This window comes from Paenibacillus vandeheii (assembly GCF_030433635.1).
GTDB classification, from domain to species: domain Bacteria; phylum Bacillota; class Bacilli; order Paenibacillales; family Paenibacillaceae; genus Paenibacillus; species Paenibacillus vandeheii.
The window spans coordinates 547,422-561,642 of the sequence record NZ_JAROCD010000001.1 but is presented as its reverse complement, the minus strand read 5'-3'; the positions used below and the strand labels follow the sequence as shown (position 1 = coordinate 561,642).

11 protein-coding genes are annotated in these 14,221 nt (G+C 48.0%); 2 read left to right on the top strand and 9 right to left on the bottom strand.

What is annotated here, in order from left to right; all coding sequences use genetic code 11:
- Window positions 1-3: 3 nt before the first annotated feature.
- From P5G61_RS02625 to P5G61_RS02615, 3 genes are all read right to left on the bottom strand, one after another.
- On the bottom strand, window positions 4-1,893 hold the full coding sequence (locus P5G61_RS02625; protein ID WP_301244136.1) for a bifunctional homocysteine S-methyltransferase/methylenetetrahydrofolate reductase: 1,890 nt from the start codon (window positions 1,891-1,893) through the stop codon (window positions 4-6).
- Between the two features lie 176 nt (window positions 1,894-2,069).
- Complete coding sequence (gene dapF, locus P5G61_RS02620) at window positions 2,070-2,903, bottom strand: diaminopimelate epimerase (RefSeq protein ID WP_301244315.1); 834 nt, start codon at window positions 2,901-2,903, stop codon at window positions 2,070-2,072.
- 187 nt (window positions 2,904-3,090) lie between these two features.
- Complete coding sequence (locus tag P5G61_RS02615; RefSeq protein ID WP_301244134.1) at window positions 3,091-5,952, bottom strand: cation-translocating P-type ATPase; 2,862 nt, start codon at window positions 5,950-5,952, stop codon at window positions 3,091-3,093.
- A gap of 313 nt (window positions 5,953-6,265) precedes the next feature.
- On the opposite strand from P5G61_RS02615, the gene P5G61_RS02610 reads away from it, so the two are divergent.
- Entirely contained in the window at window positions 6,266-8,032 is a 1,767-nt protein-coding gene (locus P5G61_RS02610; RefSeq protein ID WP_301244132.1) for an Rqc2 family fibronectin-binding protein, read from the top strand.
- 97 nt (window positions 8,033-8,129) lie between these two features.
- Complete coding sequence (locus P5G61_RS02605; protein WP_301244130.1) at window positions 8,130-8,576, top strand: GNAT family N-acetyltransferase; 447 nt, start codon at window positions 8,130-8,132, stop codon at window positions 8,574-8,576.
- 152 nt (window positions 8,577-8,728) lie between these two features.
- Here P5G61_RS02605 and P5G61_RS02600 read toward each other — a convergent pair whose 3' ends face one another.
- The 6 genes from P5G61_RS02600 to P5G61_RS02575 all read right to left on the bottom strand — a co-directional run bounded on the left by P5G61_RS02600 (window position 8,729) and on the right by P5G61_RS02575 (window position 14,132).
- Entirely contained in the window at window positions 8,729-9,589 is an 861-nt protein-coding gene (locus P5G61_RS02600; RefSeq protein ID WP_301244128.1) for a PHP domain-containing protein, read from the bottom strand.
- 111 nt (window positions 9,590-9,700) lie between these two features.
- On the bottom strand, window positions 9,701-10,618 hold the full coding sequence (locus tag P5G61_RS02595) for a selenium metabolism-associated LysR family transcriptional regulator (RefSeq protein ID WP_301244126.1): 918 nt from the start codon (window positions 10,616-10,618) through the stop codon (window positions 9,701-9,703).
- A 131-nt stretch (window positions 10,619-10,749) separates the two neighbouring features.
- On the bottom strand, window positions 10,750-11,187 hold the full coding sequence (locus P5G61_RS02590) for a hypothetical protein (protein ID WP_053784297.1): 438 nt from the start codon (window positions 11,185-11,187) through the stop codon (window positions 10,750-10,752).
- 221 nt (window positions 11,188-11,408) lie between these two features.
- Window positions 11,409-11,672 carry a YlbG family protein gene (locus P5G61_RS02585; protein ID WP_024631130.1) on the bottom strand — a complete coding sequence of 88 codons (264 nt, stop codon included), beginning with the start codon at window positions 11,670-11,672 and terminating at the stop codon, window positions 11,409-11,411.
- A 77-nt stretch (window positions 11,673-11,749) separates the two neighbouring features.
- Window positions 11,750-12,187, bottom strand: coding sequence for a YlbF/YmcA family competence regulator (locus P5G61_RS02580; RefSeq protein ID WP_301244122.1), 438 nt, complete (start codon window positions 12,185-12,187; stop codon window positions 11,750-11,752).
- A gap of 136 nt (window positions 12,188-12,323) precedes the next feature.
- Complete coding sequence (locus tag P5G61_RS02575) at window positions 12,324-14,132, bottom strand: helicase-associated domain-containing protein (RefSeq protein WP_301244120.1); 1,809 nt, start codon at window positions 14,130-14,132, stop codon at window positions 12,324-12,326.
- Window positions 14,133-14,221 lie beyond the last annotated feature (89 nt).

Here is a 14,221-nt window from a genome sequence, read left to right as displayed (position 1 = left end):
ACACTATTGTAATTGATTATTAGGGTTGAAACAAGTAGGACATTGATGCTCCGACTTCTCCCACACATATTGGGTCAATTCGGCCGTCATACTATAGAACATAAATGGAGTCATGAGATAGATTCCTTTAAAGTGCGCTGTCGCTACATCCAGAAGCTCCTTGGCGATCTTCACACCCATGGCCCGACCTTCTTCACCTTCGAGACCGGCCATCCGGGAGCGCACTTCATCCGACAGCTGAATACCCGGAACCTCATTATGCAGATATTCCGCATTTCGGCCACTGGCTAGCGGCATCACCCCTACAAAGATCGGCACATCCAGATGCTTGGTCGCTTCATACATGGCTACGATTAGTTCGGGATCGTATATCGGCTGCGTCATAATATAATCGGCTCCGGAAGCCATCTTTTTCTCAAGCCGCTGTACGGCCTTATCCAGATGTTTCACATTCGGGTTAAATGCGGCACCAATAACAAAACCTGCCTTCTGCTTCAGTGGCTTACCGGAGAAGGACACACCGTCGTTCAACTGCTTGATCATACGTATAATTTCAAAAGAAGTCAGATCGTATACCGAGCTCGATCCCGGTAAGTCACCAAATCGTGCAGGGTCACCTGTTACAGCGAGTACATGATTAATGCCGAGAGCATCAAACCCCATCATGTGCGACTGTGTCCCGATCAGATTCCGGTCACGACATGCAATATGCACCAGAGGGCGCAATCCAGTGCGATCCTGAACCAGATGGCCGAGAGCCATATTACTCATGCGGGTAACCGCCAGGGAATTATCCGCCAATGTTAACGCATCTGCACCAGCCGCTTTCAGTGTCTCGGCACCTTTCATAAATTTCGCAATGTCGAGATCACGCGGAGGGTCAAGTTCGACGATGACCGTATGGCGTTGTTTGACCAGATCCACAATCGTAGGCTGCCCACCTCGTCCAGACCGTTCATCTACATTCTCATGCAGGATAATACGCGGTTTTGACTCGGATGGATCTGGTTCCAGTATCGGCACAGGTGTGTATTCAACAAGAGCCTTGGCTATGGCCGAGATATGATCAGGCGTCGTACCACAGCACCCTCCAATGATACGCGCACCCAGATCAGCGAATTGCACGGCAGTCTGTCCGAAATATTCCGGGGACGCTCCATAACGGAACTGACCATCGACGTAGTCCGCTGCACCCGCATTCGGATATACGGACATCGGGATTCCGATACGGCCTGACACTGTTTCCATCGCGCGCATAATTCCGTTTGGACCGGAACGGCAGTTAAAACCAATAACGTCAGCCCCTTGCTCACGCATGATACGGAAAGCTTCAGGCATTGTATATCCGTCCAGAGTGTGCCCTACATCCTCAACAGCAAACTGTCCAATTACCGGCAGATCACTCAACTTGCGTGCCTGCAGAAGGGCGATATCCATCTCCTCAATATCATAGAAGGTTTCGAGCAGAATGCCGTCCACTCCTTCATCGAGCAGCGCAAAAATTTGTTGTTGGTAGAAACGCTTCAATTCACTCGTTGAAACGTTCGTCCGCTTTCCTCCACGAATGGAACCAACCGCACCCAGAACATAACCGTTCGCACCAGCTACTTCTTTGGCAATGCGTACACCGGCACGGTTAACATCCTCCACCTTGGACTCCAGACCAAACTTGGACAACTTGTCGTAATTGGCAGAGTACGTATTCGTTTCATGAATTTCTGTACCCGCATCGCGATAACGACGATGCACATCTGCCACTACTTCAGGTGAAATCAAGTTCAGCTCTTCATAAGAAATCCCTACCGGGAATCCCATCTGATACAGGAATGTTCCCATTGCCCCATCCCCAATGAGGACCCGTTCCTGCATTACACTCCGCAAATCCGCCTTCATCCCTTTTCCCCCCGCCTGACTGATCATTTCATACTAATGTAACACAAAAAACATCTGAAAACGAAGAAAAACACAGGTTTTTCGTGAAATCCAGTCTCCATAACCATCTGAACCAGTAGGAATTCTCATATTAATGCAAAAAAGAGGCCTTAGGCCTCCTCATTTAAACGTCTTCTTTACGAAATGACTCCTTTGAAAACAACTTCAGCAGGTCCAGTCATGTACACGTGATTGTCGGCTTCGCTCCACTCAATATGAAGATCGCCGCCCTTGAGGCTGATCACCGCTGTTCGATCCGTATGTCCATTCAAAACGGAGGATACCAGGGTTGCGCAAGCTCCAGTTCCACAAGCGAGTGTCGGGCCAGCACCGCGTTCCCACACACGCATGTCCACATATCCGCGATCGCGAACCGTTGCGAACTCTACATTGATTTTTTTCGGGAACATGGGATGAACTTCAAGAAGTGGCCCCCATGTTGAGAGATCAAAATTCACAGCATCCTCCACATAGATGACTGCGTGAGGATTACCCATGGATACAGCCGTAAATTTGAACTCCTGTCCATTGGCTTCAATGGAATGATCCACCACCGGATTGGCATCGACGGTTGTTGGAACCTGAAGTCCATTCAGGATAGGCTCTCCCATATCCACACGAACGGTTTCCACTTTACCATCTCGAATGTTCAGGCTGACTGGTTGTACACCGGCACCGATGGTTTCAATCGTAATCTGTGCTTGTGTCACATGGCCGTGATCATATACATATTTGGATACACAGCGTATGGCATTGCCACATTGCTCTGCTTCCGAACCGTCCGAGTTCATGATGCGCATCTGAAAATCCGCCTTCTCCGAAGGCAGTATATAAACCAGGCCATCCGCACCGATGCCGAAAAATCGATTGCACCATTTTACAGCCAATTCTGCTGCATCAGCCGGGAGCTGTTTCTCTCCAAACACAACAATAAAATCGTTGCCGAGTCCATGCATTTTTGTAAATTCCATCATCTTGCCCACTCCTTTTGGCAGTCTGCTGCCAAAGCGTTATTCTTGCTCCTCTACAGGATGCCCTAGGAACATTCATATCCAACATTCCCCAATAGAAAAAGCTATCCTGCAAAATGCCGAGGATTCTCGCCTCGAATCATTTTGAGGATAGCATAACGAAAACGATAAGTAATTGCTATTGATTTTATGCCGAAAACTTTGTACTTTTCGGTACGAAGCGCTCAGGGCCCATCCGGCGACGGTTGCGGCGACCTCCCCATACGCTGCCAATTCCCATGAGGAAGGTTGGAATACCTGCGGCAACGATGGAAATGGCCCATTCGCGCATACCCAGTGGTACTGTTTTGAAGATAGGCTGCAATGGTTCTACATACATAACCGCCAGCATCAGTACGACGGATGAAATGACTGCAAACACCAGGTACTTGTTCTGCAATGGATTCCGGTGGAAAATGGAGCGGGAACTCCGGCAGTCAAATACATGAATGAGCTGTGCCAAAACGAGCGTAGCAAAGGCCACAGATTGAGCTTTAATGAGCTGACCCGGTTGATCGGGTGCGGCCTGTAGGGTGAGCCAGAACGCGCCGAGTGTACAAAGTCCAATCAATACACCCCTACTGACGATTTTCCAGCCTAGTCGTCTGGCAAAAATATTTTCCTTGGAGCCGCGAGGCTTGTGTTCCATCAGATCTTTTTCCGGCTGATCCACGCCCAGCGCCATCGCTGGCAGGCCATCCGTCACCAGGTTGACCCATAGAATCTGGATCGGCACAAGTGGCAATGGCAAACCCATCATCATCGCGAAAAACATCGTTAAAATCTCGCCTACATTCGATGCCAGCAAATACCGGATAAACTTGCGAATGTTCTCATAAATATTACGCCCTTCTTCGATCGCAGCTACTATAGTAGAAAAATTATCATCACTCAAAATTAATGCCGATGCTTCCTTTGTCACATCCGTGCCTGTAATCCCCATCGCAATACCGATATCTGCCGCTTTGATAGCCGGTGCATCGTTCACACCATCTCCGGTCATGGCTACGACATGTCCTTTGCGCTGCAACGATTTCACAATTCGCAGTTTGTGCTCAGGCGATACTCGTGAAAACACGTAGATGCCCTCCACCTGTTTATCCAGCTGCTCGTCCGTCATGCCCGCCAATTGCTGGCCGCTAAGGGAAGACCCACCCCGGGGGAGGATACCCAGCTGCTGGGCGATCGCCTCTGCCGTCGTGCCATGATCGCCGGTAATCATAACGGTACGTATGCCTGCTCTGCGGCAAGTGGCAATGGCATCCCGTGCCTCACGCCGCGGTGGATCAATCATGCCTGCAAGCCCGACAAAGACGAGTTGGTTCTCGGCAGCATGCTCATTCTCCACTTTTTCTTCCGGCCTTACATCGCGATAAGCCATCCCGAGAACCCGCAGCGCAGCCCCAGCCATGCTCTCATTCGCCGCCATGACTTTCTGCCGCAGTGTTCCCGTGAATGGTACAACATTGCCTTCCCACAAAATGTAGCTGCAATGCCCAATCAGCACATCCGGTGCACCTTTGGTGTAGATCATGCGCCCACCCTGATGATGAACCAGCACAGACATTCGCTTCCGATCAGAGTCAAACGGAAATTCCTGCTCACGTGCATATAACTCTTTGAGCCCAGCAGGGGTAAGACCCATTTTGGAAGCCAGTGTTACAAGTGCTCCTTCCGTAGGATCGCCTTTCAGCTCCCATACGACGCTGTCTTCCTTGACCATTTCCTTTTTATGCTCTTTCTTGGAGTCATGATTATCATGCTTGCTATCCTTTTTGCTCTCTTTGCCTTTCTTTTTATTCGGCGTGTCATCCGCGATACTCTCAATAATACTGGCATTATTGCATAGCGCACTGATTTGGAGCATTCTTCGCAATGTCTGATCACTCTTCAGCTCCAAGGTACGACCATTCTCCAGCATCTGCCCTTCCGGCGCATAACCATCCCCGGTTACCTTGATGCTGCGTCCCTCCAGCCACACGTCCGTAACTGTCATCTTGTTCTGGGTCAACGTACCTGTTTTATCCGAACAGATGACCGAGGCACAACCAAGGGTTTCGACGGAAGGAAGCTTGCGTACAATTGCTTTACGCTTGATCATGCGCTGTACACCTAGAGCTAGCGCAATCGTTACAATCGCTGGCAGCCCCTCTGGTATGGCAGCGACTGCGAGGCTGACCCCTGCCAGAAACATGCCTACTGCCGGTTGTCCATGCAGAATACCCGCAACAACAACCATGACAGTTAATCCAAGCGCGACAAAAATCAAAATTTTACCCAACTGCTCCAATCTGTGTTGCAGCGGTGTTTCCTGTTCCTCTGTATTCTGGATCAGATCAGCGATTTTGCCCATCTCGGTACCCATGCCCGTTCGAACTACAACGCCCCTAGCCGTACCGCGAGTGACCATCGTCCCCATAAATCCAATGTTCTTCTGATCTCCAAGAGGCACGTCATCTGCAGCTATGGGATGGCAATGTTTGCTTACAGGAACTGATTCCCCGGTCAGTGCAGATTCCTCCACATCGAGGCTGTTCGTGGACAGCCAGCGCACATCAGCAGGTATGCGATCACCGCTCTCCACGAGAACGATATCCCCTGGCACCAGAAGCTTGGCTGCAAGATGTACTTCCTGACCCGACCTGAGCACTTTGGCCAATGGTGCCGACAATTGTTTCAGTGCACGAAGGGAACGCTCTGCCCGGAATTCCTGCACAAAACCAAGAATGGCATTAAGCACGATAATGGCAACAATCGTTACAGCATCCAAATATTCTCCAAGCAATCCGGACACCAGTGTGGCCCCCATCAACACCAGAACCATGAAATCCTTAAATTGATTAAGCAATAATGTAATTGGAGATATGCGCTTTCCTTCACTCAGTTCATTCGAACCTGCGGCTTTCCTCTTCTCTGTTGCAGTCTCTTCAGTTAACCCGTCCTCAAGACTGACGCCAAGAGTGTTGCGAAGCTCTTCAACGCTTAGTTGGTGCCACTTGGTATGTTCCATGCTTCAAAATTCCCTCCCAGTCTGTATTTCCTCTGTAAAACGTCACACATACTACACCGGCTATGCTCATCAACAGGTTGTACGCGATGCCGGACAAACTACCTGCTCTATATGTATTCGGACAGGACCTTAATTAGCACCCAATGGCGAATCCTTTCCCTGATGGGCAGAATAAGCTAAAATAAAGGTCTGTGGTTATACACGCAGTGGCAATCCGATTTTTGCTATGCAAACGAATACGAATCTGCAACGGGTTCTTTTTTACATATCCCGGTGTTCATTTCAGTTATAGATAGAGAGGACGTTGAAAAAAATGGCATTGGACGGCATCGTAACACGAGCCATCGTACATGAACTGCAAGGCTGCAAGGGCGGACGAATCAGCAAAATACATCAACCTAACGGCCATGATGTTGTTCTGACCCTCCGTGCTCAGCGTGGAAATAGCAAATTGCTAATTTCGGCCAGCCCAACATATCCGCGTGTGCACTTTACAGAGAAAACGTTTGTTAATCCTACTGAAGCTCCGATGTTCTGCATGCTGCTCCGCAAGCACTGTGAAGGAGCGATCATTGAGGAGATTCGTCAGATTGGCATGGAGCGGATTATCCATATTGACGTGCGTCAGCGCGATGAGCTGGGTGATGTTTCGGTCAAACGGATCATCATTGAATTGATGGGACGTCACAGTAATATTGTTTTGGTCGATCCGATAACGGGAACGATTCTGGATGGTATTCACCACGTAACTCCGTCCATCAGCAGTTACCGGGTCATTATGCCTGGATTTTCGTACACTGAACCACCAGAGCAGCATAAGAGCAATCCACTGGAAGTGAGCAGCACTGAATTCAAAAATAGCTATACTGCCGCTGAAGAAGAGGCCTCTCGTTGGCTGGTAAATTCATTCAGCGGTCTTAGTCCGCTGATCGCAGGAGAGATTACCTCTCGGGTATCTGCCGATCCAGGAGCTGATCAAGCTGCAAGCGAAGGGGACTCTCGAATCGAAGCCGATGCCCTATGGAATGCTTTTGAGTCCATCATGGGGCCAGTTAGAGATAACAGCTACACGCCTGTGACCGGGCTGAATGCCAAAGGCAAAATGATTTTCTCAGCCGTTCAGCTTCAAAGCATTCAGGACGCGGAGAAAACCTATGACACGATGAGCAAGTGTATGGAAGATTATTACGGAGACAAGGCTGAGCGCGATACGGTCAAACAAAGAGTGAGCGATCTGCTGCGTTTTCTGCAAAATGAGCGAAGCAAAAATATTAAAAAGCTGGACAACCTGAACAAGGATCTGCTGGAAGCCGACGATGCGGACAAATTCAGATTATGGGGTGAGCTGCTGTTTGCCTCCCTGCATCAGGTTAATAAAGGGGACAAAAGTGTGGAGCTTGTGAACTTCTATGATGAAGATCAAGCCAACATTACCATTCAGCTTGACCCATTACTAACTCCGTCTGACAACGCACAACGTTATTTCAAGCGATATAACAAATATAAGAACAGTCTGGCTGTTATTCATGAGCAACTTGGTAAAACCAAAGACGAGATCAACTATCTCGATAATCTGCTCCAGCAGCTGTCTATCGCATCCATGAACGACATCGAGGAAATTCGCGAGGAGCTTGTACAACAGGGTTATCTTCGTGACCGTAACAAAAAAGGCAAAAAGAAAAAGAAAAACGACCGCCCTACAGTGCATCAGTTTACTTCTTCGGAGGGAATTGAACTTCTCGTAGGCAAAAACAATCTGCAAAATGAGTACGTCACCAACCGTCTGGCTTCGTCCAATGACACCTGGCTGCATACTAAAGACATCCCGGGTTCACATGTCGTCATTCGCAGCACTGACTTTGGCGAAGCTACCCTGGAGGAAGCAGCTCAACTTGCGGCTTACTTCAGTCAGGCCAAAGAATCCAGCAGCGTGCCGGTGGATTACACCTTTATCCGACATGTACGCAAGCCAAGTGGCTCCAAACCAGGCTTTGTCATTTATGACCACCAGAAGACCCTGTTTGTGACGCCAAACGAAGAACTGGTTAAGAGTCTGCCATCCACCATCAAAAATGGATAGGATGCTTGCTTTCAATCCTGTTAGACAACGTAAAATCCCCCGGAACAAAAGAATGTTCGGGGGATTTTTTGTAAATAAACTTCTAAGGATGTGTCCCATGACTCTACATATCAGACCAACTCAACCTAATGATTTGCTTCCGTTGAGTGCATTAATACACGAGTATGTCGTCGGGTTTTATAACAACCCCTGGCCTGGTGATCAGGCAATCGAGCTTTTGATCAAAAACCTGCTTGATCAGCAGATAGGAGTTCAATTTGTTGCAGAACAGGACGGTGAACTCATCGGGTTCGCTACTCTCTATTTTACCTATAGCACGATGAAGGCAAACCGCGTTGCCATTATGAATGACTTGTTTGTGACGGAGGCTTGGAGAGAAGGCGAAGCCGAGGCCAGCCTATTCGAACACTGTCAGCAGTATACACGTGAACACGGATGTGCTTACATGTCCTGGATCACAGCAGCAACCAACGAGCGGGCACAGCAATTATTTGAACGTCTTGAAGCTGCTCGAGGCACTTGGGTGAATTATTCCATCACCTAATTATAGTGGATTCAAAAAAGGACATAGAGACATGGCTAGTGACTAATGGTCACACCATTCTATGTCCTTTCATTATTTTCCCGTTTCATTCCGCATGATAACAACCGATTACTTCTACTCCAGTCTCACACAACGGATGCAAAGTTTCCGAATCAAGACCTTCCAGCTGCAGCGCGAAGCTTATCGAGCACATCAATGGATACAGTTTTGCTACCCAGATCTCCGTGGAAAACTACTCCTTGTCTTACACCATGGTAATCAGAACCACCTGTCTGGATAAGTCCAAATTCCCGTGCCAACTCCGCATATCTGCGCTCTTCTTCCGGTCCATGATCCGAATGAACCACTTCAATTCCGTCAGGATGGGCATCCACCAGAATGCGACGAACCAATTCATCGTCTCCGTATAAACCAGGATGGGCAATAACCGCAGCACCACCGGCATCTTTAATCCACTGGCATGCATCTTCCGGTGCAACTCGGGGAACCGATACAAATCCCGGTTGGCCTTCAGCCAAATAACGATTGAATGCATCCCTCATATCAGCGGCATATCCTTTCCGTACCAACACATCGGCCATGTGAGGTCTACCGATGCTTTCATCCGGTTCCAGCGGTCGGCCAAGGCCATCGATGACCTCCTGCCAGCTAATCTCAAGTCCAAGCTCCTGCAGCTTGGCAATGATCAGATGATTGCGTTCTTCCCTCGCTTCCCGAAGCCCGCGCAGTCGCTCCAGAAATTGCTCATCTTCTATATTCACATAATACCCCAGCACATGAATATCCTTGCCGCCCGCACGAGTACTGATCTCTACTCCTGCAACAACGTCAATACCATATTCACGGCCCGCCCGCTGTGCCTCAGATACACCCGCTACTGTATCGTGATCCGTCAGCGCAACCGCAGAGAGACCTCTTTGTTTGGCTAGCTTCACATTCTCGGCAGGTGGCTGCATTCCGTCCGAAGCTTGGCTATGGGTATGAAGATCACAACGTCCTTGATGATGATTCATAAATAACAACTCCCTTTAATCGGCTCATTATAGGTCAGACCATTGCAATTTATTGCCTTCCACCATTCTTTGGATCAATCATGCATTATTCCAGCTCTGCATTTATTGTCCCTATTCCGCCTGTCCTTCTGATGTTGTCTGCTCATGCTGACGCAAATAATTCAGGAAAGCAACTGCTGACAGGGGAAGCAATGAAGATTTCAGATGTATAGCGTAGAATTGTCTTTTGAACTCAAGCCCACGAATATCCACGATATGAACCAGGCCAAGGGCCAGCTCATGCTGAACCGATGACGGAGATAACATCGTGATACCTACACCCGCTTCGACGGCGGATTTCACGGCACCTGTACTGCCAAGTTCCATCACCACATTCATGTCCTGTGGATCTATATTTCTCTTCTGAAGCTGATCTTCCATCACCTGACGGGTACCCGAACCTTTTTCCCTCAGCACAAATGCGTAGTTCATCACATCTTCCAGTTCTACTGCCCCACGATCTGCCAATGCATGCCCTGCCGGAACAACCAGCTTCAATTCATCCTGCATGATCGGCTCAACAATCATATCCGGGTGATGAACTGGCGCTTCAATCAGTCCAAAGTTAAGCTGATGTTTCAAGATATCGTCCATAATCTGCGTCGTATTCATCACTTTCATGACAATCGAGATATCCGGGTATTGGCGGGCAAATGGACCCAGCATCCGTGGCAGCACATACTCACCAATCGTCAAACTTGCCCCGAGCTGCAATCTGCCTTGCAGCATCTGCGTAAATGCAGACATCGCCTCATCTGTCTGTCTGACTAACTCTACACTGCGTTTGGCATGAGGCAATAATGTCCGACCCGCCTCGGATAATTCTATTTTCTTGGTAGAACGGTGCAGCAGCTTGGTCCCAAAATAATCCTCAAGCGATTGGATCTGCATCGTCACCGCAGGTTGTGTCATATGTAGTGCTTGCGCAGCCGCTGAAAAACTTCCCTTCTCTGCTACGGTATAAAAAATATGCAATTGATGAAAATTCATATCTTCGCCCCTCTTCTGTACGCTTCCCTCATTGTAGCCGATTTCTATAATTACAACAAAAAAAGCATGCAGCTTGTCTGCATGCGATGTAACCTGAATCTATCAATTCGAAAATATGGATTATTCCGAACTCACTTATGCTTGCGACTGTTCTTGACCAGAGTCATTCGTCTTGAATGTCTCAGCCAGGAATAATACGATTTCAGATCCCGCAGTTCAATCGTCTCGGACATTTTCCCCAGAAACGTAACTACAATCATCTTATGAAGCGGATTGCCAGCAATATCATATTCCCCTTCAAGTTCGGAGAATTCAGCAACCACGACCAGATCCTCGTCGATCAGGTAGACATCCTGCTCATTACGGTAGTATGGTGTAATACGGTCCTGCTTCAGACACTCCCATAACCATGCCGCAATATGGTCATCATCATTACGTGCCGGCTCAATACGGTCTGCATACCGCATCTTGGCATGATGGGTAATGACGATGTCGGCCACTTTTTTGTCTCCAAGAGCCACGAAAAAAGGCTCGTACGTGCTCCAACGTTGCATCACCTTATCACGCATGGGAATCACTCTCCACCAGATAGGACTTTCTATCTATTTATTTACCCAATATATTACAACATAAGTCCCGCAACCTCAAGGCGTAAGTTCAGATTTTTTCACAAAATCCAGTTTATGCCTAATTCAATAAAAGAGCGGTCCCGAAGGACCCCTCTGGTTAATCGTTTCGAAATGTTCAATAGCAACAAGAGAAGTTCACTATACATTCCCAAACCATTTTGTTATATCCCGTAAAAACTTGTTTTGTCCAATGTTTTGCTGGCATACTCCGTTTTGATCTCATTCCGGTAAGAACGTTCGACCTTGCGCACATAGGAAAGTCTGTTCACATTTTTCATCGTATCTTCAGCCCGCTCTGCATTAACATACATAACGACATAATGCATACGGCGGGAGATGTAATGAACGGTACCATACTTTTCGAGATTACGAGCCGCTTTCAAATCACTGACCCATATGATGAATCCTGTCCTTTCCGCAAACATCATTTTCCCCGCCTCTCTATAATGGAGACCGGACCTCGGAAAGGTCCGGTCTGTCACGAATTTTTTCTTATCCAGCCTTAGCTGCAACCGCACTTGCCTCCGCTACCGCAGCCGCCCTTCGGATTGGGATCATTGCTCGGTACCTTAATGGTCGTTGACACCGCGAATGCAATCGTCTCCGACATCTGGAACAACATATCGTCCAATGCCTTCTCCGCCTGTTTGAAGCGGGCTACCGCCTCGAAACGCTCCAACTCCAGCTCCAAAGCCTGAACCTGATCTTTTGCCGCATGATAGTCCGGGTGAAAATGCCCAAAACGCTGGGTTTCTTCAAATAATTCCTTTTTGGCGTTCAGCTTGCGTATTCCCACCTGAATGTCAGGGTTCGTCTCCACTTGCTGTTTCCAATATAAATAATCCGATACTTCGGCTGATTGGTTAATCATGTCGCCCAGTTCATATGCGCCCGTTAACACTTGGGCCATATCGACCGTGTTCATTTCCGCTACGCTCATGAAATTCATCCTATCTATATATAAAGTTCTACTTCACGTAGACTACTTCATCATATCATATCCCCGAAAAGTTAAGAAGTGTTTTTCCTGCAAATAGAAATAAGGGGAACAAGGGATCTGCTTTTGCAAAGTCGATTCAAGTTTGAGCATGGTCCGGCATAATCAGTCGTATCTGACTCCATTCGTTAGGCGAAAAAGAGCGACGTTCTGCGGGATTTGTACCACTATCCGATATGGACCAGCCCGTTAGTGTCCAATCTTCATGACCATGAATCTGATCGGGGATAACATAAAAGATATTACTGTCCAGCTTCAGACCTAGTTTTGTCTGCCATTCAATGGCTTTTGCAGCAATCTGACGAGCTGTGGACACATGATATCCTCGCCACTCGTTATGCCACATTTCCGGGATCTCTCCGTATCCGGGAAACAGACCCGATTGCTCTGTAATGGAGTGATCCGGTTCATACGCATGCAGATTGAGTTCACCTTCAATGAGCCCTACTCTTCCACGCATATAAAAGAGTTCCTTCTCTACCTTAAGTCCGACATTGAACTCCTCATCTGCTCCGACTATGGACTCATCTGCAAAGGCTCGCCAACATGGGGGGTTCAGCTTCTCATGTAATGCACTTCTTGATTCATATGTCCATGTATCCTTTTTGTTGGCTTTATCCACCGACTCATCCAGATCAACGTTCTGGCCTACGTCCATGTGAAGTCTGTTTACCTCCAGTCCCCACTGCTGGATTGCTAGTTCCACATGCTCAGGCACACCCGATCCGGCATATCGCCTAAGGAAGTTTATCATTTCATCGGCTGTAAGACCGAGCTCTGATGCAGCGATGATTCGTTCCTTTGTCATTCGGTATATGGACATGCGATCACGGCTTATAAGCTCTGTACTCATTTCCAGAACCCAACGGACCTGTGGGGTTACATCTGGCGGAACCATAATTTCAAAGTCAGGCTGTACAAAAATCAAATTCTCCCCAGCATTTTCTGCTTCGTCCTTCGCAAATTCCTTTAAAATGTCAGGTTCAATCTGCCAACGATAATATAACTCTCCCTCAGCGGACTCCCCTACCTCACCAAACCCCAAACCCGCCAGAGCAATGAGCCATCCCCGGATATGTGTTAAGAAGGATGATTCTGAAGAACCTCCACTCTCTTTACTCTCAATGGCTTCTTCCAACCCATCGTTATCTAACGTCCCTGCCGTAATACTCAACCATTCATTTCCCCGTGAAGCAAACATCATTAATTGATGGCGAAAATGCTGAAGATTGGGCTCTGCTAAGCCATATCGGTCCATGCATACACTATAGATTTCTCGATGCATTGAAGACCACGACAATGTTAACCAATGATCAAGACGGTCAGGGGACACCTGCAGGCGGTTGTGCGTCTTTTCAATTAAACCCAGACGGAGCAGCATATCAATCATAATGGCTACATGGACTGGATATACATCTGCGTGATCGTAGTGAATGCCTAATCCAGAGAAGTCTTCAGGTACCAGAACTGTCATGCGACTTAATCGCTGCACCATTCTCTTGTGGATAGTCCCTTTACTTGTTAATGGAAGTCCTCCTTGCGCTTGACCTTCTCTTAGCATCCAAGCCAATACATGAAGAAGCTCAGCAGCAATATGGGGCTTTCCCTCTCGAACAATCTTCACACTTCGGACTTCATTACTGGATACGGACTTATGAAGTGCACCTTCATCCTGTATCACATTCACCTTCTGCTGAACAAACGGTCCAACCCTTGCTGCATAGGGAATGGATAACAAAGAAAGCAGTGAATTCGGTATGTAATACAGACGTTCGCCCCACGACTTGCGCACAGCTTTGATCCATCCTTTGTGCCGAAGTGTTATAAAGGCTGTCACCGCTTCAGCTCTGCTAAGACCATCCGCTGCCCACTCTGCTGGTGTCATCATGTTGGAAAAGGGTTGTCCGGCATATTTGCAAAAAATCGCTCCAAGTACCGTTCTTTCAACGCATGATAGCTCTTGGAATGAATTCATAT